24 protein-coding genes and 1 pseudogene are annotated in these 24559 nt (G+C 67.4%); 15 read left to right on the top strand and 10 right to left on the bottom strand.

Going from position 1 to position 24559, the window contains the following annotated elements; genetic code table 11:
• Positions 1 to 23: 23 nt before the first annotated feature.
• From E3T55_RS12950 to E3T55_RS21035, 5 genes are all read right to left on the bottom strand, one after another.
• On the bottom strand, positions 24 to 842 hold the full coding sequence (locus E3T55_RS12950) for a crotonase/enoyl-CoA hydratase family protein (protein WP_134519966.1): 819 nt from the start codon (positions 840 to 842) through the stop codon (positions 24 to 26).
• Positions 842 to 1675 carry an arginase family protein gene (locus E3T55_RS12945; protein ID WP_134519965.1) on the bottom strand — a complete coding sequence of 278 codons (834 nt, stop codon included), beginning with the start codon at positions 1673 to 1675 and terminating at the stop codon, positions 842 to 844. Before E3T55_RS12945 ends, E3T55_RS12950 begins: the two co-directional genes overlap by 1 nt.
• A gap of 115 nt (positions 1676 to 1790) precedes the next feature.
• Positions 1791 to 2456, bottom strand: coding sequence for an NADPH-dependent F420 reductase (locus E3T55_RS12940; protein ID WP_134519964.1), 666 nt, complete (start codon positions 2454 to 2456; stop codon positions 1791 to 1793).
• Between the two features lie 101 nt (positions 2457 to 2557).
• The gene (locus E3T55_RS12935) at positions 2558 to 3295 is read right to left on the bottom strand and encodes a PspA/IM30 family protein (protein ID WP_134519963.1); all 738 of its coding nucleotides are present in this window, start codon (positions 3293 to 3295) and stop codon (positions 2558 to 2560) included.
• Between the two features lie 92 nt (positions 3296 to 3387).
• Positions 3388 to 5529, bottom strand: coding sequence for a TPM domain-containing protein (locus tag E3T55_RS21035; RefSeq protein WP_277613503.1), 2142 nt, complete (start codon positions 5527 to 5529; stop codon positions 3388 to 3390).
• A 255-nt stretch (positions 5530 to 5784) separates the two neighbouring features.
• Between E3T55_RS21035 and E3T55_RS12925 the strand changes: the two genes are divergently transcribed.
• Entirely contained in the window at positions 5785 to 6591 is an 807-nt protein-coding gene (locus tag E3T55_RS12925) for a gamma-glutamyl-gamma-aminobutyrate hydrolase family protein (RefSeq protein ID WP_241993043.1), read from the top strand.
• A 622-nt stretch (positions 6592 to 7213) separates the two neighbouring features.
• Here the strand turns inward: E3T55_RS12925 and E3T55_RS12920 are convergent.
• A pseudogene (locus tag E3T55_RS12920) lies at positions 7214 to 8365 on the bottom strand (trans-sulfuration enzyme family protein).
• Between the two features lie 69 nt (positions 8366 to 8434).
• Positions 8435 to 9982 carry a protoporphyrinogen oxidase gene (gene hemG, locus E3T55_RS12915; protein ID WP_166791783.1) on the bottom strand — a complete coding sequence of 516 codons (1548 nt, stop codon included), beginning with the start codon at positions 9980 to 9982 and terminating at the stop codon, positions 8435 to 8437.
• A 189-nt stretch (positions 9983 to 10171) separates the two neighbouring features.
• Here hemG and E3T55_RS12910 point away from each other — a divergent pair, with 189 nt between their 5' ends.
• The 4 genes from E3T55_RS12910 to E3T55_RS12895 are packed head-to-tail and all read left to right on the top strand — an operon-like array spanning position 10172 to position 14536.
• The gene (locus tag E3T55_RS12910; RefSeq protein WP_241993042.1) at positions 10172 to 12577 is read left to right on the top strand and encodes a nitric-oxide reductase large subunit; all 2406 of its coding nucleotides are present in this window, start codon (positions 10172 to 10174) and stop codon (positions 12575 to 12577) included.
• Positions 12577 to 13386 carry a hypothetical protein gene (locus E3T55_RS12905; protein WP_134519960.1) on the top strand — a complete coding sequence of 270 codons (810 nt, stop codon included), beginning with the start codon at positions 12577 to 12579 and terminating at the stop codon, positions 13384 to 13386. The genes E3T55_RS12910 and E3T55_RS12905 overlap by 1 nt, the downstream gene beginning before the upstream one ends.
• Positions 13386 to 14258: a slipin family protein gene (locus E3T55_RS12900; protein ID WP_134519959.1), complete on the top strand. Its 873-nt coding sequence runs from the start codon at positions 13386 to 13388 to the stop codon at positions 14256 to 14258. The genes E3T55_RS12905 and E3T55_RS12900 overlap by 1 nt, the downstream gene beginning before the upstream one ends.
• Complete coding sequence (locus tag E3T55_RS12895) at positions 14255 to 14536, top strand: hypothetical protein (RefSeq protein ID WP_134519958.1); 282 nt, start codon at positions 14255 to 14257, stop codon at positions 14534 to 14536. Before E3T55_RS12900 ends, E3T55_RS12895 begins: the two co-directional genes overlap by 4 nt.
• A gap of 99 nt (positions 14537 to 14635) precedes the next feature.
• On the opposite strand, the gene E3T55_RS12890 is transcribed toward E3T55_RS12895, so the two are convergent.
• On the bottom strand, positions 14636 to 15799 hold the full coding sequence (locus tag E3T55_RS12890; protein ID WP_134519957.1) for a TIGR04053 family radical SAM/SPASM domain-containing protein: 1164 nt from the start codon (positions 15797 to 15799) through the stop codon (positions 14636 to 14638).
• Positions 15800 to 15984: 185 nt separating this feature from the next.
• On the opposite strand from E3T55_RS12890, the gene E3T55_RS12885 reads away from it, so the two are divergent.
• The 6 genes from E3T55_RS12885 (at position 15985) to E3T55_RS12860 (ending at position 20493) form a co-directional block, all read left to right on the top strand.
• A complete protein-coding gene (locus tag E3T55_RS12885; protein WP_134519956.1) occupies positions 15985 to 16350 on the top strand; it encodes an iron chaperone in 366 nt (121 codons plus the stop codon).
• An 88-nt stretch (positions 16351 to 16438) separates the two neighbouring features.
• Positions 16439 to 16702, top strand: coding sequence for a hypothetical protein (locus tag E3T55_RS12880; protein ID WP_134519955.1), 264 nt, complete (start codon positions 16439 to 16441; stop codon positions 16700 to 16702).
• 83 nt (positions 16703 to 16785) lie between these two features.
• On the top strand, positions 16786 to 17259 hold the full coding sequence (locus E3T55_RS12875) for a 2'-5' RNA ligase family protein (RefSeq protein ID WP_166791782.1): 474 nt from the start codon (positions 16786 to 16788) through the stop codon (positions 17257 to 17259).
• Between the two features lie 44 nt (positions 17260 to 17303).
• Complete coding sequence (locus E3T55_RS12870) at positions 17304 to 18014, top strand: alpha/beta fold hydrolase (RefSeq protein ID WP_134519953.1); 711 nt, start codon at positions 17304 to 17306, stop codon at positions 18012 to 18014.
• A gap of 190 nt (positions 18015 to 18204) precedes the next feature.
• On the top strand, positions 18205 to 19821 hold the full coding sequence (locus E3T55_RS12865) for an isocitrate lyase (RefSeq protein ID WP_134519952.1): 1617 nt from the start codon (positions 18205 to 18207) through the stop codon (positions 19819 to 19821).
• 276 nt (positions 19822 to 20097) lie between these two features.
• Positions 20098 to 20493: a YciI family protein gene (locus tag E3T55_RS12860; RefSeq protein WP_134519951.1), complete on the top strand. Its 396-nt coding sequence runs from the start codon at positions 20098 to 20100 to the stop codon at positions 20491 to 20493.
• Between the two features lie 256 nt (positions 20494 to 20749).
• Here E3T55_RS12860 and E3T55_RS12855 read toward each other — a convergent pair whose 3' ends face one another.
• Positions 20750 to 21043: a putative quinol monooxygenase gene (locus E3T55_RS12855; RefSeq protein WP_134519950.1), complete on the bottom strand. Its 294-nt coding sequence runs from the start codon at positions 21041 to 21043 to the stop codon at positions 20750 to 20752.
• A gap of 179 nt (positions 21044 to 21222) precedes the next feature.
• Between E3T55_RS12855 and E3T55_RS12850 the strand changes: the two genes are divergently transcribed.
• From E3T55_RS12850 to E3T55_RS12840, 3 genes are all read left to right on the top strand, one after another.
• Complete coding sequence (locus tag E3T55_RS12850) at positions 21223 to 21525, top strand: DUF427 domain-containing protein (RefSeq protein ID WP_134519949.1); 303 nt, start codon at positions 21223 to 21225, stop codon at positions 21523 to 21525.
• On the top strand, positions 21522 to 22343 hold the full coding sequence (locus E3T55_RS12845; protein ID WP_241993041.1) for a DUF1684 domain-containing protein: 822 nt from the start codon (positions 21522 to 21524) through the stop codon (positions 22341 to 22343). Before E3T55_RS12850 ends, E3T55_RS12845 begins: the two co-directional genes overlap by 4 nt.
• Before the next feature lie 81 nt (positions 22344 to 22424).
• Positions 22425 to 23102: a haloacid dehalogenase type II gene (locus E3T55_RS12840; RefSeq protein ID WP_134519948.1), complete on the top strand. Its 678-nt coding sequence runs from the start codon at positions 22425 to 22427 to the stop codon at positions 23100 to 23102.
• Between the two features lie 88 nt (positions 23103 to 23190).
• Here the strand turns inward: E3T55_RS12840 and E3T55_RS12835 are convergent, their stop codons facing one another.
• Positions 23191 to 23394 carry a hypothetical protein gene (locus tag E3T55_RS12835; protein WP_134519947.1) on the bottom strand — a complete coding sequence of 68 codons (204 nt, stop codon included), beginning with the start codon at positions 23392 to 23394 and terminating at the stop codon, positions 23191 to 23193.
• A 108-nt stretch (positions 23395 to 23502) separates the two neighbouring features.
• Between E3T55_RS12835 and E3T55_RS12830 the strand changes: the two genes are divergently transcribed.
• The gene (locus E3T55_RS12830) at positions 23503 to 24558 is read left to right on the top strand and encodes a DNA polymerase IV (RefSeq protein WP_134519946.1); all 1056 of its coding nucleotides are present in this window, start codon (positions 23503 to 23505) and stop codon (positions 24556 to 24558) included.
• Position 24559: the final 1 nt, after the last annotated feature.

The raw sequence follows: 24559 nt of genomic DNA, 5'->3' as shown, positions 1-24559 counted from the left end.
TGACCGCCTGCCAGCCTGGCCGCCTACTTGCCGACGAAGCTCGCGGGCGTGCGGGTGACGAAGGCTTCCATGCCGATGCGGGCATCCGTCGAGCTCGCGAGCCGGGCGAGCTCGGGCTGCAGGCGGGCCTCGGCGGCCGCATCCCCCTCGCGCACGGCGGTGCGGGCGTTGGCGAGCGTGGCCTGCACCGCGAGCGGCGCCTGGGCGGCGATGCGTTCCGCGAGGTCGAGGGCACGGCCGAGCTGGGTGCCGTCGGGCACGATCTGCTGCACGAGACCGAGGCGGTACGCTTCTGCCGCGTCGAAACGGTCGCCGGTGAGCATGTACCGCATGGCGTTACCCCAGCCGACGGCGCGAGGAAAGCGGATGGTGGCGCCCCCAAACGGCAGAATGCCCCGCTGAACCTCGATCTGCCCGAACGTCGTTCCGGCCGCGGCGACGACCACGTCGCTCGCGAGCATGAGCTCGATTCCGAGGGTGAGGCAGATGCCCTGCACGGCGATGACGACCGGTTTCGACAGGCCGCGGCCGTCGACCTGCCAGGGGTTGAGGCCACCCTCCGGCACCAGGTCGAGCCCGTGCGGGCCGAGCCGGGGCCCCACGTCGGCCAGATCGAGTCCGCCGGTGAAGTGGTCACCGATCGCGTGCACGAGGCCGACGCGCAGGTCGGGGTCGCGCTCGAGCTCACCGTAGGCGAGGGCCAGTTGCTGCAGCATGGCGAAGTCGGCGGCGTTGCGCTTGTCGGGGCGGTTCAATCCGATCAGAAAGACGTGGCCGCGCCGTTCGGTGAGAACGCGGGGGGCATCATCCCTCGGCGGAGTTGGGGCCGAAGCGATCGCCATCAGCGGGTCACCGCCCCGATGATGCGCAGAATGCTCGACATGTCATCGTTGCCCGCGTCGATCGTGGCCGGGGCGAAGCCGGCGATGGTCGCCCCGGCCAGGGTGAATTCACCGCGCACGGCCGTGATCAGGCGGGTGAGGGCCTCGACCTCCAGTCCGAACGGCACCAGGTCGGCGAGCCCGGTGAGTGCGGCCGGGTCGAGCACGTCGAGGCCGATGTGCAGGTAGACCCGCGACGCCCCGACCTCCCGCAGGGCCGCGAGCAGTGCGTCGGGGGTCTCGAGGGAATTGGCCGAGAGCACCGGCACGTGGTGCCGGTCGATGACCTCGGCTTCGGCGTCGTCCATGTCGCGCGCGCCGGCCAGAATGATGCGGTCGAGCGGCACTGTGCTCGCGGCGTCGAGCAGCAGCTCGGGGCGGCCTTCTCCGCTGATCGCTCGCAGCACCATGCCGCCGAAGCCGCCAGACGGCGACGACTCGGCGGTGTGCAGGCGGGGCCGTGCATCGAACCAGACCAGCGCGAGATCGTTGGGATGCTGCCGGGCCGCGTGCTCGACCGAGGCGAGCGAGACACCGCAGTCACCGCCGATCGTGAGAGCCCAGTCGCTGACCCCGCGCAGCACGGCGGCCTGTCGCTCGCGCACGAGCAGGATGGTGGAGAGCCGGTGGATTCCGGATTCGATCGCGTCGCCGGCCTCGACCGGAACGTCGACCACCGCGGTGGCCGACGAGGGCAAATCACCGCGAATCATCTCCGCCCCGTCGACCAGGCGCATCGCGCGCGGAGAAACCGAACCCTGCCACTGAGGCACAACAACGAAGGTGGGAGCCATACTTCAGTATGCTCTCCGGCAGTGCGAAAGTGCCGGTCTGCGCAGAATTGTGATGGTTCCTCTGGCATTTCGATGCGTTTGCGGGGGTGGGGTTGTGCGCTAGTGCCTATCTGCGCTAGTCCATGTCGCGGTAGCGGATGGCGGTAGACACCGCTTCGCGCAGCTCGAAGACATCGAGGCGGGGCCCGTAGCCCGGAGTGTCGCGCTGAATGCGCCAGCCCTCCGCGAGCGGACCGAGATCGACGACGTCGAACCCGAGATCGTCGATCAATCGCGACACGACTCCCCGAGCGGATGCTTCGTTGCCGGCCACGACGAGTGCCCGCCGGTTGTCGGAACCGGCGGGCAGGGCATCCGTCAACAACGCCGAGGCGGTGATGTGATTGAACGCCTTCACGACGTGGGCGTCCGGCAGAAACACCTGCAGACGCTCGGACACCGTCGTCGTCTCGTCGTCGAGTTCGGGAATGTGCCCGTCACGATCCGGATAGTAATTGTCGGTGTCGATGACGATCTTGCCGGCCAGATCATCCGCGGGAAGGGTCACGACGGCCGATAACGGCGTCGTGACGATCACGACGTCACCGGCGAGCGAGGCCTCGACGACCGTGGCGGCGCGGGCGAGCGGTCCGAGCTCGGCGACGAGGTCAGCGAGCGACTCGGGGCCCCGGGAATTGCTGATCACAACCGAATAGCCGTGCGCAATGGCGAGGCGGGCGAGCTGGCTGCCGATGTGCCCGGCACCGATGAATGCCACGGTGGTTGTTCCCGGAATGGTCATTGAGTCCTCAACTTCGTTGTTGCAGCAGGGTGTGCACTGAGCTGGGCCCGCGGAACGTCGGGTGGTGCCGACGTTCCGCGGGGCTGCCGGGCCGGGCCGGGTCAGCGGTCGATTGCGGGGGTGCTCGGGGAGCCGGCCTTGAGGGCGGCCAGCCGGGCATCGACCTCGCTGAGCTCGCCGAGGTCTTCGAGGCTCTCGAACTGGGCGTCGAGGCTCGAGGCGGCAAGCTCGCTCGCACCGCGCACACGGGCCTCTTCGCGGCGGATCTTATCTTCGAAACGGCTGACCTCGCTCGTGGGGTCCATCATGTCGATGCTCTTCACGGCGTCCATGACCTGCGACTGGGCGGCCGCGGTCTTGGAGCGGGCGATGAGTTCGTCACGCTTGCTGGCGAGCTGCCCCAGCTTCTCTTTCATGGCGTTGAGGCCGCTCTTGAGCTGCTCCACGACGGCCGTCTGCGCGGTGATCTGCGGTTCGGCCGCGCGGGCCTCGTTCTCGGAGGACATCTGACGGCCAAGCGCGACCTTGGCCAGGTTGTCGAACTTGTCGGCATCGACCGTGTTGCCGGCACCGCGCAGCTCGTCGGCCTTGCGGCTCGCGGCGAGGGCCTTGCCGCCCCAGGACGCGGCAGCGGCAACGTCTTCACGGTGGTCGTCTTCGAGCAGGCGCAGGTTGCCGATGGTCTCGGCGATGGCGCTTTCGGCATCGTGGATGCTCGTGGTGAAATCCCGCACCATCTGGTCGAGCATGAGCTTGGGGTCTTCGGCGGAATCGAGGATGGCGTTGATGTTCGCCTTCGCGAGCTGGGAGATGCGACCGAAGATGGACTGTTTCGACATGTGGGGTCCTTTCGAGACTGTTCGGGTTGGTGGAGTGAGTGAGTGGGTGGGCGCGTGAGTGGGTGGGCGCGTGAGTGGGTGCGTGTTCGCAGCTAGAAGCGGCCGCCGCCGCCACGCCGGGATCGGGTGCCGCCGCCGCCGAAGCTTCCGGGACTGCCGAAGCCGCCGCCACCGCCGCGTCGACCGCCCCCGCCTCCGAAGCCGCCGCCTCCGCCGAACATGCCGCCTCCGCCGCGATTGCCGCCGCCGCCGAGCAGCGAGCCAATCAACAGTCCGCCGAGCATGGCGCCCATCGAGCCGGAGCCGCCCTGCTGGCCGCCGTACTGGCCGCCTCCGCCCGGCCAGCCCGGCCCGCCCTGCCCAGGGGCCGAGAAGGCATTCACGTCGGCCTGAGCGAGGGCGAGGGATTCGGCAGCGAGGGCGTGGGCGCGCTGGGCATAGGCGAGTGCCGTCGGCGCATCCGAGGGCGCGGTCGATTCGGCGAGGCCCAGATGCCTGCTTGCCTCGGCGAGGCGAGTGCGAGCGGCCGCGCCCACGCCGCCGCGCCGGGCGGTGATGAAGTCGCCGGCCGCGGAGATCTGGCTCCGCGCCACGAGCAGGGTCTGGGCGAGAGCGGCCTGCGCGCGCTGCGCGAGAGCCGCGGCATCGCGCACGTCCTGCAGGGCGGCATCCATCTGCGTGTTTGCCGTTGCGAGCCGCTGGGCGAGGTCGATCGGGTCGGCGCTGCCCCGTTCGTTCAGGGCGGCGGTGACCGCGCGCACGGTGTCCTCGCTCGCGGCGATCGCACCGGGGAGGGCAGCGGATGCCGCACCCGGCCCGCCGAACGGCAGCCCGCGGGCGGTCACCAGGTCGGATTCGAGGTCGCGCAGGGCCGGAATGATGGCGGCGGCGGCGGCCGCCAGCTCGGTCCCGCGGCGGTCGATCGCGGCGAGCAGCAGGCCGGCCTGGTCGACGGCCTCTTCCGCGGCGCGAATACCGACGGCCGCGGCTCCGGCGTTCACGGCAGTGCCGGGGGTGGAATCGCCGACCGGGGCGGGGGCGGGGTCGAGGCCGAGCTCCCTGCGGGCGTCGGCGAGTTCTGCCGCGGCGAAGCCCAGCCGGTCGCGGGCCTGATCGACGTTATCGGCGACCGGGGCGATCGCCTCGGCGCTGTACTGCGCGCCGAGGCGGGCGAGGGTGGCGTCGGCGGCAGTGAGGCGTTCGGTGAGCACCAGCAGCTCGGCAGCGACGGATGCCGCAGCCTCCGGCGCGCGCGCCTCCAGTTGGCGCAGCTCGTCGAAGTCCTCCGCCTCGGCGTCGAGACCGGCATTGGCGCGTTCACAGAGATCGATGATCTCCACGTACCAGGCCCGGCGCTGCTCGTCGGAATCGGGTTCGACGTCGTCGAGTTTCTGCTGCAGGGTGAAGGCGCGCAGCAACTGGGCGTTGGCCTCATCGAGGGCCGCGCGAAAGGCGACGGTCGCCTCCGTTCCGTAGGAGGCCACGGCGAAGCCCAGCTCGTCCTCGCTCGTCTTCACGGCGTCATCGGTGGCGACGAGAGCGCTGCCGGCCTGCTGTCTGAGCTCGTCGAGGGGCACGAGGGCGACCTGGCGAACCGGCGGAGGGCCGGCAACCCGGCCACCCGCGCCGGACCCGGCGCCGACACCCGCTCTGCGGCGGCGGCGCACGAACAGCACGACCGTCAGCACGATCAGAGCGATGAGGCCGAGAAAGATGACCCACCCGGCGCCGGTGCCGGAACTCTCGTTTGCCGTGTCGTTGCCTGACTGGTTCGCCGCTGATCCGTTCGCCCCGTCGCCGTTCAGGCTGGCCGAGATGCCCTCGGCCGCGCCGATGGCGGCGCCGGCCCAGTCGTCGTCACGCAGGAACGGTTCGATGCCGGAGGTTTCGAGGTCGGCGAGCTGGGCATCCGTCAGGGCGAAAGCGGAGTCGGCAGACACCTGATATTGCCGATCCTCGACGGCGACCGCGAGCAACACATCGTTGGTGCCGAGCCCGTTGTCGATCGCCGTCTGGTCAGACCAACGGGTCTGGCCGCTCACACCGGTGAAGCTGTCGACGAAGGCGATGTAGAGGTCGACCTGGGTGTCGTCGTACAGGGTGTCGAGGGCGGCCGCGACCTCGGACTCTCGATCACCGAGTGCGCCGACCTCGTCGACGATGTTGCTCGGACCGAAAGTCACCGGGTCGGCGGCCTGGGCCGCGGTGGGGGTGAACAGCAGTGCGGCCGTCATGACAAGGCCTGCGCCGATCGACAACCGTGCCAGCATTGGTCTGCTTTCTCCCCGATGAAACCCGTGTTCCGAGCATAGAGCGCCCGTCTGACCGAGTCTAGGAACTCGGTCTGAACAGCAACTGTGCTGAAGCCTGCCGCTGGAGCCGGCCGCTGAAGCCGGTCAGATGACCGCCTGTTACGGCCCGGGTCGCGCTCGCCGCATCCGCTGCCCAGAATGAATACACACCCGTACGCGACACCGAATGGAGTTGACATGACCACACTCACAGGAGCACGTGACATGGCGGCCATTGGTCTCGCTGAACAGCACCGCCCGCAGCCCCGCCTGGCCGTCGTCGAGGTCACCGCTTGGCGCCCAGACCGGCCCGAATATCACGCCAAGGTGCAGGTGCTGAACTCCCGGGTCGCGAGCGATGCCGCATCCGCCGGCTGGCAGGTCGTCCGCATCGGCGCCGCCGACGTGACCCCGGCCGCTTTGCTGGCCGCCACGACGGATGCCGATGCCATCGTGATCGTCGGCGGCGAGGACATCACGCCCCGCTTCTACGGCGGTGCCACCGGCTACGAGGCCGAAACCCACCACTTCGCGGGCGCCGACGAGGGCCAGATCGCCCTTGTGCGGCGGGCCGTCGAACTCGGCACCCCGCTGCTCGGCATCTGCCGCGGCCTGCAGATCATCAATGTCGCCCTCGGTGGCACGATCGACCAGCACATCGACGACGGCATCCATCGCAACGTCGGCGTGCCGATCGACGAGATCCTGTCCACCCACGACGTGGAACTCAGCGTCGCGAGCGGCCTCGCACGCAGCCTCGGCGGCACCCAGATCGTTGTGCAGAGCGCGCACCACCAGAGCGTCGCCCGTCTCGGCAACGGACTCGTCGCCGCCGCTTTCGCCCCCGATGGCCTGGTCGAAGCGGTTGAACACGCGACCGCGCCGATCACCGGAGTGCAGTGGCACCCCGAGGCTCCGGATTCTCCGGCCGAGCAGCTGCCGCTGCTGCTGGCCGCACTGAGCCGCGAGGTCGGAGCTCGCGACTCGGAACTCGTCGCCGCTTAAGCGTCACCGGGCGCCGGTTTCGTAGCCTGCCGTCGTCCAGAGCGCAGCGACGGATGTCGCGGCATCCGCTGCTGAAGTTGGCCGCCTGCTAGCCGCGCGCACGTAGAGATGCCGTGCGCGGCCCGGGCCGGGTCTGAGCCGCCTGAGCCGGGCTTGGCCGGCCCGCACGTGGTCGGGCCTCCTCGTGGCGCGCCGCAAACCCCGGTTGTTGAGCTGGTCGAAACATGTGCGCTCGATACTTACACCTCGTCAGGCTCGTGCGCCCGAAAACTGCTCGTGCGCCCGGCAGGCCAGGCGCACGAGCAGTTTTCGGGCGCAGCGACACTGTGGAGTCCACTTTTCGGGCGCACCTGCAGCTTCTGGGCGCAGGACAGGATGCACGTTTGGCACGCACGTGCAGCTTTTCGGCGCGTGACCATGCGGGTATGCAGATTTCGAGCGCACGTGCAGCTTCCGGGCGCACGTCGGGGTGCACGTCTCCGGCGCACGTGCAGCTTTTGGCCGCACCAAGGTTCGGCAGGCATCATTCGGGCCGGTTCGTCGTGCAGACCAGCCGAGCCGAGCCAAGACCACCCACTCAGCCGACCCGTTCATCGCGCCGGGACCCGAGCGGCGCGCGGGGTCAGGCGGGGAACGTCGCGTCGAGGGCTGCGGCGAGGTCACGCACCAGGTCGTCCGCCTCCTCAAGGCCGACCGACAACCGCAGGTGTCCGTATTCGCGAAACTCCGCCGGATAGGCGGCGACGCGCGGCCCTGACCCGTCGACGTGCACGATCAGTGTCTCATCGTGCCCGAGCGACACCGCCGAGGTGATGACCCGCAGGGCCGCGACGAAACGGTTCTGGGTTGCCGTGTCGCCCGCCACGGCGAACGCCATCATGCCGCCGAAGCCGCCGTTGAGCTGGCGTGCCGCCAGGTCGTGCTGCGGATGTGACGCCAGGCCCGGGTAGGCCACGTATGCGACCCGGGGGTCGGCTTCCAGAAACGTCGCGACGATCAGGGCCGACTCGCAGTGCTGGCGCAGCCGCAGCGGCAGCGTGACCGAGCCGCGCATGATCAGTCAGGCGTTGAAGGGGCTGATCACGCCGCCCACGTCGACCATGGCGTCGAGCTTGAGGCGGCGAATCAGGGCCTCGCTGCCGATCACGGCGCCGCCCATCGCGTCGCCGTGCCCGTTGATGTACTTGGTCAGCGAGTGCACGACCAGGTCGGCGCCGTGATCGAGAGGGCGAAACAGGGGTGGCGGCGTGAACGTGTTATCGATCGAGAGCAGGGCACCGGCCGCGTGGGCGATGGCGGCGATGGCGGCGACATCCGTCACCAGGGTCGTCGGATTCGCGACCGTTTCGATGTGCACGAGGCGCGTTTCGGGGCGGATGGCGGCACGCACCGCGTCGAGGTCGCTCGCGTCGACGAAGGTCGCCGTGATGCCGTACTTCTCGGGCAGGAGCTCGGTGAAGAGACGATGCACCGCCTCGTAGGTCACGTTCGCGACGACGACGTGGTCGCCGGTCTTCAGCAGCGTGAAGTACACCGCGTGCAGCGCCGCGACACCGCTCGCGAGGGCGACGGCGGCCTCGCCGTGTTCGAGCACCGCGAGCTTCTCTTCGAGGCCCTGCTGGTTGGTGCCCGTATTGCGGGTGTAGAGCCCGGGCAGGGCGCCCGACCAGCTCACCTTCGAGGGATCCTCGGGCAGCGCATACGAGTTCGCCATGACGACCGGGGTGCGCAGCGCCCCGGTCGCGGAATCGATCGTGTTGCCGGCGTGCACCATCTGCGTCGCGAAGGCGAGCCCGGTCGGAGAGTGTTTGTCTGGCCGCGCTGCAGATGTCATGCCTTCACGCTATTCCTCGCGGTGGGCGGGCACGCGCAGGTTACGCCCGACGGCGAGCCCACCCGCACACTCGGGCGCGCTGGCCGTGGAGCGGGCCGCGACGATCGCGTCAGCGGTGCGTTCGGCGTCGGCGATGCAGCTGGCCAGCCCAACGCCGCGATAGGCGGAGCCGGTGAGAAACAGCCCGGGCAGCTCGGTGAGGGCTTCGGTCAGCTCGTCGAGGCGGGCCTCATGCCCCACCAGATACTGCGGCATGCCGTGGGCCCAGCGCTGCACGAACTGCTCGAGCGGCTTGCCGACCAGACCCATCGCGTCGTGCACTTCGTCGCGCACGCGGCGCACCAGGGTCGGATCCTTCATCGTCAGCCAGCGGTTGTCGCCGTGGCGGCCGACCATGCAGCGCACGAGCACGACGTTGTCATCGGCCAGGTGTGGCCATTTCAGGCTCGACCAGGTGCAGCCGACGATGAGTCGGCCCTCTTCCGGCGGCACCAGAAAGCCGGTGCCGACGAGGTCGGACGGAAAGGCCGACCGCGGGTAAGCGAGCACGACCGTGGCGACATTGGCGTACTCGATGCCGCCGAGCAGCGCGCCGAGCTGCGGGGCGGCGGCGGCCACGATGGTGGCCGAGGCGAACGCGGGCGTCGCCAACACGACCACGTCGGCGCCGATGACGCTGCCGTCATCGAGGTCGACCCGGTAGCCGTGGGACCGCACACCCGCTGCGCGTGTGACTGCGGGCGTGACAGCGGGCGTGATCGCGGTGACCGAACTGCCGCGCCGCACCGTGGCATCCGTCAGGTGCGCCTCGAGCGCGTCGACCAGGCCACCGAGCCCGCTGTTCAGGGTCACGAGCATGGGGCCGCTGGGGGTGGCCACCCCGGCCGCACGCTTCGGGCGGCGTCGCATGCCGAGGTACAGGCTGCGGTGGGTGCGGGCGAGGGTGGCGATGTCGGGGGCCGTGCTCTGCGCGCTCAACAGGTCGGCTCGGCCGGCGTGGAAACCGCCCAGCAACGGCTCGACGAGCCGGTTGAAGACCTGGGCGCCCATCCGCCGGCGCACCAGCTCGCCGATCGAGGGGTCTGCCTGCCCTGAAACGGCACGGTTCCGGCTGCGCGGCAGCACCAGGTCGAAGGCGGCGCGGGCCAGGCCGAGCGGCGAGAGCAGCCGAGAGCGCACGAGCGGCAGCAGCCCGCCGGGAACTCCGAACATGGTGCCCTCCGGCAGGGATCGCAGGCGGCCCCGACTCCAGATGCGCGCTCCGCCGCCGTTCGGCGCCACCACCCGCCCGGCCAGGCCGAGGTCCTCGATCAGGGCCGCCGCGACGGGCGCGCGCACCATGAGGGCATCGGGACCGGTATCAAGCGGATGCCCCGCCACGGTGCGCGTCGAAATCTTGCCGCCCAGCCGCTCGGCACCCTCGACAACCGTGATCTGCACCTCGTCGCCGAGCCGCCGCTGCAGGTAGTACGCGGTGGTGAGGCCGCTGATTCCGGCGCCGACGATGGTGACGCGGGTCTGGTCTGCTCGCAGTTGGGACGCGGCCTGTTCTGGCACTTTTTCCTCCGTGACGTGGGGTCTGACTCCGAGCCTACGGTGAACGAAAAGGAAATTTCGAATTAAAAGGTAATTTGATCCTTTCAATACCCGCTAGCCTCGGAACGCGGCTGTAACCCATTCGGGGAATGGTCAGGCAACAGGGAAGGGGCCCCATTCGTGGTCCGAATACGAGCAAAAGCAAAACAGGTGCGATCGGAGTTGATGGTCTCCAAGGGGTGGATTCAGGGCGTCGCCCTGGTCATGGTCTTCGGATTCGCCGTCATGGGTTTTCTCGCGCTGAGAACCTATACCGACTCGATGCCCCAACCGAAACAGGTGGTTGACTCTCAGGGCGAGGTCGTCTTCACGAGCGCGGAGATCACCGACGGCCAGCAGACCTTCGCCGGTCGCGGGCTGCAGCAGTACGGCTCGATCATGGGCCACGGCGGGTACCTCGGCCCTGACTACACGGCCGACTACCTGCGCCGCTCGTCCACCTTCGTGCTCGACGCCCTCACCGCCTCCGGCGTGCAGGATCCGCAGGGCGAACTCGTCGAGATGATGCGCACCAATCGCTATGATGCCGCCACCGGCGACCTGGTCTTCACCGACCTGCAGATCGCGGCTTTCGATGACGTGACCCAGCACTACGCGGACTACTTCGGTGCTCCGACCACGCAGTACGGGCTGATTCCCTACGCCATCACCGACGAAGCGGAGATCCACGAACTCACGGCATTCTTCGCCTGGACTGCGTGGGCATCCGCTGCCGAACGGCCGGGACACGACTACTCGTACTCGAACAACTGGCCGGCCGAACCGCTCGTCGACAACGTGCCCACCGCCGACATCATCGTCTGGAGCGCGCTCTCGCTGATCTCGCTGCTGGTCGCCCTCGGTGCCCTGTTCGGCCTCTACGGCCGGTGGAGCAAGAAGATGGGCTGGCAGCACGGCGAAGAGACCCCGGCGCTGTCGTTCCGGCAGCCGGGAGAGGTGAAGGTGACCCCGGCGCAGTCCGCCACGGCCTGGTTCTTCTTTGTCGTCGCGCTCATGTTCCTCGCCCAGGCTTTTCTCGGCGCGGCCATCGAGCACTATCGCGTCGACCTGACGAGCTTCTTCGGCATCGACCTCGCGCAGATCCTGCCGTTCAACCTCGCCCGCACCTGGCACGTGCAGCTCTCGCTGCTCTGGACGGCCGCGTCGTTCCTCGCCGCGGGCATCTTTCTCGCGCCGTACATCTCCGGCCGCGAACCGAAGCGCCAGCACTGGCTCACCTACGGCCTGCTCGGTGCCCTCTTCGTCGTCATCGTGGGCTCCTTCGTCGGCGAGGCGATGAGCGTCTTCGGTGTCGAGGCCGCAAAGGACTCGATCTTCTGGGGCATGCAGTGGGAGTACATTGACCTGCCCAAGGTCTGGCAGGGCATGCTCGTTGTCGGCCTGACCCTCTGGATCGTCATCATCTACCGCGGCATTCGGGCCCGGCTCAAGTCGGAGCACCGCTTCAACCTGCCGTGGCTGTTCTTCTACTCGGGCCTCGCAATTCCCGCCTTCTACGCCGTGGGCATGCTCGCCGGCACCGAGGTGCACCTGAGTGTCGCCGAATTCTGGCGCTTCTGGGTCGTGCACCTGTGGGTTGAGGACTTCCTGGAACTGTTCACGACCGTCATGGTCGCGTACATCTTCGTGATGCTCGGCGTCGTACGGCACAAAATTGCCATGCAGATCATTCTGCTCGACGTCATCCTCTACTCCGCCGGCGGAATCCTCGGCACCATGCACCACCTGTACTTCTCCGGCACGCCGGTGGAGCACATGGCCCTCGGGGCGTTCTTCTCCGCGCTCGAAGTGATCCCGCTGACCTTCCTGACCATCGAGGCGTGGAGCTTTTTGCAACTCGGTGCGCGGCAGGAATCCCGCAGTTCGGCCCCGTTCCCGCACCGCTGGGCGGTCATGTTTCTCGTGGCCGTCGGGTTCTGGAACTTTCTCGGCGCGGGTGTCTTCGGCTTCCTGATCAACCTGCCGATCATCTCGTACTACGAGATCGGCACCGCCCTCACGGCCAACCACGCCCACGCCGCCATGATGGGCGTCTATGGGATGCTCGGGGTCGGCCTGTCACTGTTCGCGCTGCGTTACCTGATTCCCGCGAACCGCTGGCCCGACCGCCTCGCGAAGCTGTCGTTCTGGTGCCTCAACCTCGGCCTCGCCTGGATGACCTTCGCGACCCTGCTGCCGCTCGGCGTCATCCAGCTGTGGCACTCCATCAACGACGGCTACTTCGAGGCGCGCAGCCTGAACTTCATCACCGAGCCCGGCAATGCCGTGCTCGAGTGGCTGCGACTGCCCGGTGACGTGCTCTTCATCGTCGGCGGAGTCATGCCCTTTGTCTGGATCGCCTGGCTCGGGGTGCGGTACCGCATCAAGGGCAGTACCCAGGACGTGCCCATGGAGGCCCTGTTCGTGGAGGCGCAGCCGGCGGCATCCGTCAGTGCGTACCGCACCGACAGCGCCGACGGCGCCGACTCGACGGGCGCAGTGCCGACCGGATACGCCTCCGACACTCGCTCGGCCACCGATGTCGCCGACGGGACGCGCCCGACGGGCGGCTCCTGATGGACACCATCAATGCGGAGGTCTGGTTCGCGCTCGCGTACGGCGGTTTTCTGCTGATCGTGGCGCACGTACTGGACCTCCTGGCGCGGCGGACGGCCACCAAGACCACCGCTGCGAAGTCGGGGGGCTTCACCTACCACGAAGACCACGACGCCTGGAAATGCTCGGAAGACCAGTGGTTGTGGCCGATCTCGTTCGATCCCGACAACCGGGTGACCCGGTATCAGGCCAGCGCGACGGTGTGCAACCCGTGCCCGATCAAAGACTCCTGCACGACGTCGGACACCGGCCGTCAGGTCGCCCGCAACATCGATCCGTGGCCGAGCTCGGAAGCCGAACGGTTCCACCGCGGAATCGCGTGTGCGGTGGTGGTGCTGGGGCTGGTCTGGCCGCTGGCCACGATGCTGCAGAACCGCACGGCCCTGGAGCTCGTGATTCTGGGGGCGTCTTCCGTCGTCATCGCCCTCGGCAGCTGGCCGCTCTGGTCGCACCTGCGGCGCAGTCCGGCCGGGTTTCCCGCGCACCTGCGCCACCAGGGACTCGACGAGAGTGTCGCCACGAGGGAGGCGGCCCGGGTCGCCGAGGTCGCTCGCGGCTACGGCACCATCAGAAAGACGGGCCCCCGCAGGGCGTCGGGCTCCAACTATGCGAACACCGTCGAACAGAACCCCGCGGAACAGAACCCGGCAAAATCGAAAGGAAATACCGTGTCTTCATCGTTCTCGGCCCGTTGGGCCGAACTGGAAACGGAAGCTGATCCGGGTCGCCCCGCTCCGGCCTCCGCCTGGACCCGGCAGGACAACCGCTGATGGCCGTGTTGATCGCCGCCCTTGTCGTGGCGGGGCTGGCGCTGATCTGGTTCGCCGCTTCGTTCAAGGTCTTGCAGGAGTACGAACGCGGCGTGATGTTTCGGTTCGGGCGGCTGCGCCCGATTCGCCAGCCCGGGGTACAGGTCGTCTTTCTGGGGATCGACAGCATGGTGCGGGTCGATCTGCGCATCGTGACACTCACGATTCCGCCGCAGGATGTCATCACCAAGGACAACGTGCCCGCCCGGGTCAACGCGGTCGTGCTGTTCCAGGTCACCGACCCGGTGCGGTCGGTGATGGGCGTGGAGAACCACGCGGTCGCGACCTCGCAGATGGCCCAGACGACTCTGCGGTCGGTTGTCGGGCGTGCCGATCTCGACACCCTGCTGGCGCACCGCGCCGACCTCAACGAGGACCTGGCCCGCAACATCAACGCGCAGACTGAACCGTGGGGCGTGGAGGTCAAGGTCGTCGAGATCAAGGACGTCGAGATTCCGCAGGCAATGCAGCGGGCCATGGCCCGCGAGGCCGAAGCCGAGCGGGAGCGCCGCGCGAAGATCATCAACGCGCACGGTGAACTGCAGGCATCGGAGGAGCTCGGCCAGGCCGCCGAGATCCTCAGCCGCAACCCGGCGTCGCTGCAGCTGCGCTACCTGCAGACCCTGCTCGAACTCGGCGCCGACCACAACTCGACCGTGGTGTTCCCGCTGCCGATGGACATCATCGGGCCGTTCCTGAACAAGATGAGCTCCGGGGTGCCTGCCGGCATGCCCGCCGGGATGCCGACAGGGATGCCGACAGGGATGCCTGCGGCGCCGGCGGCATCCGTGCCTCAGGCACCCGTTACCGTTCCGGATGGGAGCCACTCGTGAGCGACGTGAGCGCGATTCTGCGGGAGAAGAACCGCAAGGGGTCGCCCGCGCACCGCACCCGGTGCATCCGTCTGATGCTCGTGGGCTCGTTCATCGGTCTGTTCGCGCCGATCTTCGGTTATCTCGCCGGCACGATCGTGCGGGCCGATGTCTCGATCGGCGGGCTCGAACCGTTGCTGTTCTGGATGCTGATCGGCATGTTCATCGGTATGGCCGGTGCCGGTATCGCCATTCTGGGGGCCCTGCAGTGGGTCGCCGGGCGGCATAACCTGCCGTAACCGCACCAGCGTAAACGTCATTCAGACACAGGTAATGCCCGGCCGAAGAATCGGCCGGGCATTACCTGTCTGCGTGACCAGTCTGTGGGGGAATGCTGCCTAGGTCTGGGCGGGCTCGTAGGCGCAGCTCGGGTCCGCGGCGAGTGGATCGCCCGTGACCGCGAAGGCGTGCGAGCGTGACCCGCCGCAAACCGCCCGGAACTCGCACCGGCCGCAACGCCCGCCGAAGTTGTCGGGTGAGCGCAGGTCCTGCAGCAGGTCGGCATCGCGGTAGATCTCGGGGAACGGCTGGTCGCGCACGCAGCCGACCGCCACCGGCAGGAATCCGCTCGGATACACCATGCCGACGTGGTCGACGAAGGCGAAACCGCGACCCGAGTTGACGTCGATCGGGGCCCGCGCGGCGCGACGTTTCGGTTCGTCGCCGGTGAGCAGCTCGGCGGTGTCCCGGCGAAGCACGGCCCGCAGCGGGCCGACCGGAAACGCGGTGTCCAGGTCGGCTGCGTCGGCGACGGCGGCCCGCTGAATGGCGATCCGTCGGTAGTGCGGCGCCTCGGTCGCCTTGATCGCGACCAGCTCCGAGACGTCGTGCATCCAGTGCAGCACCTCTTCTTCCTGCTCTGCAGTGAGCGCCTGCAGCAGCTTGCCGCGTCCGGTCGGCACCAGAAAGAAGACGCTCCAGAGCGTCGTGCCGAGTTCGAGCACGGTCTTCAAGATGGCCGGCAGTTCGTGCACGTTGCCGGCGGTGACGGTGGTGTTGATCTGCAACCGGTAGCCCACCTCGCGCACCAGACGGGCCGCAACCATGGTGTCGTCGAAGACGCCGTCCACGCCACGAAAGGCGTCGTGGGTGGCGGCGGATGCCCCATCCAGCGACAACGAGACGGCCTTCGCCCCCGCGTCGTGCAGTTCGACGAGTACCTCGCGGGTCAACTTCGGGGTGACCGAGGGGGAGAGGGCCATGCTCAGGCCGAGGGCCGTGCCGTGTGCGACGAGCTCGGGCAGGTCGGGGCGTTCAAACGGGTCGCCACCGGTCAGCACCACGAGTGGACGCGGCGTGCCGAACGCGGCGAGATCGTCGAGCAGGGTCTTGCCCTGCTCGGTGCTCAGCTCGAACGGGTTGCGCGTGCGAATGGCGTCGGCGCGACAGTGCGTGCAGACCAGCTGGCAGGCCCGCGTCACCTCCCAGATCACGATGAAGGGTCGTTCGGCGGCGTCGTGGTGCAGCAGGCGCACCGGGCGTTTGTGCGGGGTTTCGGTCATGAGGGGTTCCTCTGGTGCTCGGGGTCATTTCCGACCCTCCTAATATTTAGCATAATCATCCTTTTAAACCGCGGGCAGAGTTCCGGTTTTATTCGATCGGGCGCTGTGGTGCCTGAGCGCATGCCCTACGCTGGCGTCATGACAACCGTGCACGGTCGCACCGAACCCGACGATCGGCGTCGCTGATGGCTGAGAAACCGCCGGATTCGGTCGACGAGTATCTCGCCGCGTTTCCCGCTGAGGAGCGGGCGGTGCTGGAGGAAATTCGACAGACCATCCGCCGTGCCGCCCCGACCGCGGTCGAATCGATCAGCTACGGCATGCCGACGTTCTCGGTGCAGGGCCACTCACTGCTGTACTTCGCCGGTTGGAAGCATCATGTCGCCGTGTATGCGATTCCGACGATGTCACCGGCGCTCGAAAAGGAACTCGTCAACTTTCGCAAGGCCAAGGACACCCTGAACTTTCCGCTGACCCGGCCGATGCCGTACGACCTCATCGACCGGCTCACGCGCGCAGTCATCGATCTGCGCGGCAGCACTCAGCGGTAGGCCCGCAACTCGCGGGTAGGTCAGACTGGAAGCTCGCGATCACACTATTGTGTGCTCGCCCAGGTACGTGATCACCAGAAGGATTCCCATGATTGATCTTCAGCAGGACGCCGACGGCTTCATTCGCATGAACCGCCACTTTCCGAGCACCACGCTCATCACCGTCACGTTTACCGAGGGAACGCCCGAGGTCTTCACCGGCAAGCGCCTGAACGAGATCTACGACGAGGCGATGGCCGAATTCCGCAGCCAGAACCGTCTCGACGCCAAGGGCTTCAGCCGCGCCCCCGCGAAGACCGTGCAGCCCATGAATAATCTGACTTTCGTAAAAATCGCCCCCACGGCCGCGTGAAGGCCCCGCGAGTGAGCACTTTTTGCGCTTCCCGGGCCCGGGAAACGCAGAAAATACTCACTCGCGACGGGAGCACACGGGTTGTGGTTGTTGTTCCGCTCTCGCCGCTCGTGACCGGGGATACCTTTGCGGTCGCGGAGTGGCCCCTGCACGTCACCGTGGTCGCACCGTTTCATACCGAGCACACCCCAGGCGAGGTGGCCGCGGTCATCGCCGAGGTGGCCGCGGCCCAGACCGTGATCACGGCCCGGGCCGACGTCGAGGCCAGATTCGGGCGTCGGCACGACATCCCGGTCACGCTCGTGGTGCCCGATCCCGGCCTCACGCTGCTGCATGACCGGCTGGTCGACGCGCTGCGGCCGCTGGCTGCCCGCCCGCATGAACCCGCTTTCACCGGTCCCGAGTTTCGCGCGCACGTCACCATCAAGGGTGGCCGCCGGGTGACCGACGGTGACGAACTCACGCTCGCCCAGCTCGCCCTCGTTGATATGGCTCCGCGAGCGGATGCCGCGGGCCGCGCCGTACTCGCTACCGTCGCCCTGCGCCCGTTCCCCTGACGCGGGGTTGCCTGAGGTCAGCCCGCGCGGGGTAGGGTCGCGCCATGAACATCATCCTGGTTCCCGGATTCTGGCTCGACGGGTCGTCCTGGTCGCGGGTCGCGCCGGCGCTCACCGCCGCCGGCCACCTCGTGCACTCGCTCACCCTTCCCGGACTGCACTCCATCGATGCCTCCCGAGCCGGCATCGGCCTGCGCGACCACATTGACGCGGTCATTGCGGTGATTGATGCCATCGACGAGCCGGTGGTGCTCGTGGGGCACTCCGGCGGCGGAGCCATCATTCACGGCGCCATCGATGCGCGCCCGCTGCGCGTGGTGCGCGCCGTCTACGTCGACAGCGGGCCGCTCGGCGAGGGTGGAGTCATCAATGACGCACTTCAGGCACACGGCGACGAGATACCGCTGCCCGACTGGCACGACTTCGACGATGAAGACCTCGTCGACCTTAGCGACGAGTTGCGGGCGGAGTTTCGGGCTCGAGCCATTCCGCAGCCGCGCGGCGTGGCCTGCGACGCGCAACACCTCACGGACGAGCGTCGTTTTGACGTGCCGGTCACGGTGATCGCGTGCGAGTTCTCGTCCGCGCTGCTGGTCGACTGGATTGCGGCCGGCCATCCGTTCGTGGCGGAGCTGGCGCGCATGAAGCAGATGGAACTCGTGGACCTGCCCACCGGGCACTGGCCGCAGTTCACCCGGCCCGATGATCTGGCCGCTGCGATTCTCGCGGCGATTGACCACCCCGAACAGGGGTAATTGCGGATTCTTTCGAGCTGGACGGGACAACTGCCCGTGACATTCTTCTCAAACGCAGAAGAACGATAAAAGTTCTGTTGAGAATTTCGGCTAGTGCCCGGTGCTGGTGCGCCACTCTTGACTTAGCAGCCGATAGCGGGCCGCGAAAGCCCAGCCAAGTGCTCTCACCTCACAAGTCGAAGGAAATTAAATGACTGTCTACCATGACGACATCGTGGCCGTCGAAGCCCTGAAGCAGGCGTCCGGAAGCAGCTGGGACGCCATCAACCCCGAGTCCGTCGCCCGCATGCGTGCCCAGAACCGCTTCAAGACCGGCCTCGAGATCGCGCAGTACACCGCCGACATCATGCGCAAGGATATGTCGGAGTACGACGCCGACTCCTCCGTGTACACCCAGTCGCTGGGTGTCTGGCACGGTTTCATCGGCCAGCAGAAGATGATCTCCATCAAGAAGCACCTCAAGACCACCAACAAGCGCTACCTGTACCTGTCCGGCTGGATGGTCGCCGCGCTGCGCAGCGAGTTCGGTCCGCTCCCCGACCAGTCCATGCACGAGAAGACGGCCGTTCCCGCACTCGTCGAGGAGCTCTACACCTTCCTCCGCCAGGCGGATGCCCGCGAGCTCGACCTGCTCTTCACGGCCCTCGACAACGCCCGCATCGTGGGCGACGACGCCAGGATCGCCGCGCTGACCGACCAGATCGACAACTTCGAGACTCACGTCGTGCCGATCATCGCCGACATCGACGCTGGTTTCGGTAACCCGGAGGCGACCTACCTTCTCGCAAAGAAGATGATCGAGGCCGGCGCCTGCGCCATCCAGATCGAGAACCAGGTTTCAGACGAGAAGCAGTGCGGCCACCAGGACGGCAAGGTCACGGTCCCTCACGAGGACTTCATCGCCAAGATCAACGCCGTTCGCTACGCGTTCCTCGAGCTCGGCATTGAGAACGGAATCATCGTCTCCCGCACCGACTCGCTCGGTGCCGGCCTCACCCAGAAGCTCGCCGTGACCTACGAGGCCGGAGACCTGGGCGACCAGTACAACTCCTTCCTCGACGTCGATGAGATCACCGAGGCCGAACTCGGCAACGGCGATGTCGTCATCAAGCGCGACGGCAAGCTGCTGCGTCCGAAGCGTCTGGCCAGCAACCTGTTCCAGTTCCGCGCCGGAACCGGCGAGGCCCGCTGCGTGCTCGACAGCATCACGTCGCTGCGCAACGGAGCCGACCTGCTCTGGATCGAAACCGAGAAGCCGCACATCGGCCAGATCGCCGCGATGATGAACGAAGTTCGCAAGGAGATCCCGAACGCCAAGCTGGTCTACAACAACAGCCCGTCGTTCAACTGGACCTTGAACTTCCGTCAGCAGGCCTACGACGCACTCCTCGCCGAGGGCAAGGATGTCTCCGCCTACGACCGCGCCAAGCTCATGAGCGTCGACTACGACGAGACCGAGCTTGCCGTAAACGCCGACGAGAAGATCCGCACCTTCCAGCGCGACAGCTCGAAAGAGGCGGGTATCTTCCACCACCTCATCACCCTGCCGACGTACCACACGGCCGCACTCTCCACGGATGACCTGGCCAAGGGCTACTTCGCCGACCAGGGCATGCTCGCCTACGTCAAGGGCGTGCAGCGTCGCGAAATCCGCGAGGGAATCGCCACGGTCAAGCACCAGAACATGTCTGGTTCGGACCTGGGTGACAACCACAAGGAGTACTTCGCCGGCGCGGCGGCCCTGAAGGCTGGCGGCGTGAACAACACGAGCAACCAGTTCGACGAACCGGCTCTCGCCAGCCACTAAGCACCACAGAACCACGGCCAAGACGGCCGTATCGCTGAAAGCCCCGGTCATCGACCGGGGCTTTCTGTGCTTTCCGGCCCCGGCACCTGGGTCGTTGCCTGCGCCGTGATCGAGTCGACCAGTGGCCAAGGGGCTATCTCTGACACTTCGTGGGCGAAGTGTCAGAGATGGCCCCTTGACGGGCTGTCGATCGGGCCCTGTCTTGATCGTCATCCCCATGTCACCATCAATTGATCATCCCCATGTCACCATCAACTGAAGCGAGAGGACATCATCATGCAGTACTCACTGCTCGTCATGAGCCAGGAAGCCGGCGACGCCGAGGTCAGCGACGAGGCCATGGAATGGGGCCGCGCGGCGTTTGACGCCTACGCGAAATCGCTCGATGCCGCGGGCGTCCTGGTCTCCGCAGACATTCTGCAACCCGTCGCGGTGGCGACCACGATCTCCGTGCGCGACGGCGCCCTCACCGTGCAGGACGGTCCATTCGCCGACACCAGGGAACGCCTCAACGGCACGTTCGTCGTGGAGGTGCCGGACGTGGACACGGCCATCGCGTGGGCGGCAAAATGCCCCGGGGCCCAGTACGGTGCCGTCGAGATTCGGCCAAGCGCCATCGTCTTTCGCGACGGCGCCTGGCACAGCCTGGTCAGTACGACGGCCACAGACTGAACACGGGCCAGACTGAACACCGGCCACACCATGGCTGCCTGGGCGCGGGCCGAGCAACTGGCCTGCGAGTCCGATGAGCGCCTGCCCTCGGTGCTCGCCGCTCCGGCCGGAGACATTCCGACGGCTGACGACGCCCTCGCCGACGCTTCGTGGGGGCCCTCCGCGCTGGACACACGGCTGCCGGCCGTGCTCGAAGCGATCGAGGATGCCAACGCCGTCGACTGGCAGACGGCCTCGTCGCTCGCGGCCGACTCGATCAGATGTCGCTGGCGGTCTCGAACTTCGAGACCTGCGGGGCACTGGCGAGCAGCGAACCGAGGGCGCTTGCCCCGGTCCCGGCGCGCCACGCCCGATAGACGGCATCGGCTTCGACCGACGCCCAACGCTCCAGCAGAATCAGGTGGGCGGCATCGTCGGCATCGACCAACACGTCGACGCCGAGGCATCCATCGAATGCTCGGGTGTCGCTGAGAATCTCTCTCAGCATGGCCGGTGCGGCAGCGAGCGTGTCTGCTTTCAGACGGAGGTCGAGAAGTACGGTCAGGGCCATGAGTGCTCCAAGCAGGGGGTCGAAGAACGTGTGGGTGGAGCTGGACGCTGAGGAACTGATCGCCACCCCTCACCAGATTACGGATGCTGGCTTCGCTCCGGTAATCCGGATTGCGAAGCGGAGTTCCCAGCCTCGCCAACTACCGTCATCAGACACGACCGGTCAACGAAAGGTTTCTCATGAAGGCAGTACTCAACGGCACCGTGGTCGCCGAAGCACCCCAGGACCAGCTCATCAAGATCGAGGGCAACTGGTACTTTCCGCCCGCGAGCGTCAACTCTGACCTGCTGATTCCGAGCGCGACGCCCTACACCTGCGGTTGGAAGGGCGAGTGCCAGTACTTCAACGTGAAAGACGGCGATACCGTTCTGCAGGACCGTGCCTTCAGCTACCCGACGCCGTATCCGGCATCCTTCGATCGGGTTGGCCAGGACTACAGCAACTACGTCACCTTCTGGAAAGAAGTCCAGGTCACTGCGTGACGCCCGAGGGGCTGCTGGCCGCGGTGCGTCGGCGGCGAGCGGATGCCGTCATCGCGGCCCAGGGCAATCTGGCACTCGCGAACACCCAGTGGATTACCGGTGATGTCGCGGCGAGCCAGCCGATTTGGGGCGTGCCCGGCCTCTGGTCGCCCCTGTCGGGCGGCGTGTCGGGTTTACGCGTGGTGGCCTCCGCGGCCGACGGCATCGTCGTCGACGGTGTGCTGGTCGACGGCGAGGCCCTGCCGGCGGGCATGGACTGCGCGACGCCGTCCCGCATCCGCTTCAGCGACACCGTGACGGGAACCGTCATCGCGAGCGAGGAGGGGGACTACGCCCTGCGCGTCTGGGACGCCGATTCACCCGGCATTCGTGACTTCGGCTCCATCGAGGCCTTTGCGTATGACCCGGCCTGGGTCGTGGCGGGGCACTACACCCCGAACGTCGGCGCGGACGCGATCAGTATCGCCCATATCGCCGAGGCGGGAAAGACCCGTGAGCAGACCGTACCGGGGCAGATCCGCGTCACCCTCGACGGTCGGGACCATCGCCTGGTGGCGTTCGAAGACGGAACGAGCGTGCTGCTCGTCTTCGCCGACGCCACCACCGGCGTCACGAGCTACAGCGTCGGACGGTTTCTTCGAGTCGTTCCCAGCGAGACCGGCGCGGTGACGCTCGACTTCAATCGGGCCTACCTACCGCCGTGTGCCTTTAGCTACAACTTCAACTGCCCCATCCCGCCGGCGGAGAACCGCTTGGACTTCGCGATTGAAGCCGGCGAACGCAACGTGCTGAACGCGAACGGTGACCCGCTGCACTGACTCCGGTCCGCACTGAACTCCGGTCCGCACTGAACTCCGGTCCGCACTGCCGCCTCCCGCCCCGACTCTGAGGAACCCACTATGACCCGCACGCCGTCCGTGATCGTCTTCGATGTCAACGAGACCCTGTCCGACATGGCGCCCCTCAGCGCCCGCTTCACGGAGGTCGGCGCCCCGGCGTCGCTGGCCCGCGTCTGGTTCGCTTCCCTGTTGCGAGATGGCTTCGCCCTCGCCGCCGCGGGCAGCAGCGCGAAGTTCGCCGTGGTCGGAACCGAGATGCTGCGCTCCGTGCTGCGCGATATCGAGCTGTCACGCAGCCTCGACGATGCCGTGAGCTTTATCATGCGCGGGTTCGGTTCGCTCGATCTGCACCCCGACATCGCCGACGGAATCCGGGCACTCAGGGCACAGGGCTTTCGCCTGGTGACCTTCTCGAACGGATCCGCGCAGGTCGCCGAATCCCTCTTGACGCGGGCCGGGCTGCGAAGCGAATTCGAGGCCCTGCTCACGGTGGAAGACGCGCCGGCCTGGAAGCCCGTTCGTACCGCCTACGAGTATGCGGCGGATGCCTGCGGCGTCGCCCCGGCCGATCTGCTGCTGGTTGCCGTGCACCCCTGGGACACTCACGGGGCCGCCGAGGCGGGCCTTCAGACCGCGTGGCTCAACCGCGGCGGCGCGAGCTATCCGAGCTACTTCATGGCACCGGACCACACGATCACCACCCTGAGCGAGCTGGCGACCCGGCTCACGCAGCGGTGAACGGACGTCTCATGAAGATAGAAATCCTGCACCGGCTGAGGGGGAGTGGCGGCATCCGTCTGCGGCAGCTGTAGACGATGGCAAGCACCTATGCCGCGCGGGCCGGGTCGCTGACCTGTGGACCGAGCTGGTTGGCGATCACGTCGATCACGGAAACCGTGACTGCCGCCGGCACGAGCGTTCGGTTCGCCGAGGGGCCGCTGTTCTGGGCGGCGCTCGCGAGCGACTGGGCATCGGCCCGGTCGTGATCCCCGCGGCCGGCCAGACGCAGGCCGGCTTCGGGACTGACCACACGAAACTCATCACACCCGATTCAGCCAGGGTCAGTGGCCAATTCGCAAATTCTGAAGCCTGGCCGGGACGATCAGGGCACACTGATGCCGTGAGTGTATTTCGGTGGGTGCTGCACGTCGACCTCGACCAGTTCATCGCTGCAGTCGAAGTGCTCCGAAGACCGGAGCTTGCCGGAAAGCCGGTTATTGTCGGCGGTCGGGGTGATCCCACTGAACGCGCCGTGGTGTCTACTGCCTCCTACGAAGCCCGGGCGTTCGGTGTTGGATCCGGAATGCCCCTGCGGATCGCGGCCCGCAAGGTGCCCGACGCGGTGATCCTGCCCGTCGATCGCGAAGCGTACCTCGAAGCCTCGGACACGGTGATGGCGACCCTGCGCGCGCAGCCCGGCGCCACCGTGCAGGTGCTGGGGTGGGATGAAGCCTTTATGGGCGTTGTTACCGGGAATCCGGAAGCTTACGCCCGGGAGGTGCAGGCCGCCGTTCTGCAGCGAACTCGACTGCACTGCAGCGTGGGGATCGGGGACACGCTCCTGCGCGCCAAGGTGGCCACGGGCTTCGGCAAACCGGCCGGCGTATTCCGCCTCACGGTCGACAACTGGCTCGAAGTCATGGGCAGCCTGCCAACCACGGATCTGTGGGGCGTCGGCGCCAAGGTGTCGGCCCGGCTGGCCACACTCGGCATCACCACGGTTGCTGAGCTTGCCGCGTCAGACCCCCAATATCTGGTGCCGGAGTTCGGCCCGAAAATGGGTCCGTGGTACGCCCAGCTTGGGCGTGGAGACGGCGCCAGCGTTGTGGACGCCACCCCCTGGATTGCCCGCGGGCACAGCCGAGAGACCACTTTTCAGCGTGACCTGACGAACCCCGCCCAAGTGGATGCCGCGGTGCGGGAACTGACCGCGGCTGTGCTCGACGACGTTCTGGCCGAGGGGCGGCCAGTCATCGGGCTGACCCTCAAGGTTCGGTACGCACCCTTCGACACGACGACCCGCGCGCACAAGATTCCCCAGACATCCGACCCGAACGAAGTCCTTGCCCGGGTCCTGGACCTCGCCGCTGACATCGAGGCGAATCGCCCGATCCGGCTCCTGGGCGTTCGGGCCGAAATGCCCATGCCTGACGATGCCCGCACCGGACACACGCCGACGCGCGGCGGTTGGTGAC

It is taken from the genome of Cryobacterium frigoriphilum, from assembly GCF_004403305.1.
GTDB classification, from domain to species: domain Bacteria; phylum Actinomycetota; class Actinomycetes; order Actinomycetales; family Microbacteriaceae; genus Cryobacterium; species Cryobacterium frigoriphilum.
This window is presented reverse-complemented; position numbering and strand designations above follow the sequence as displayed.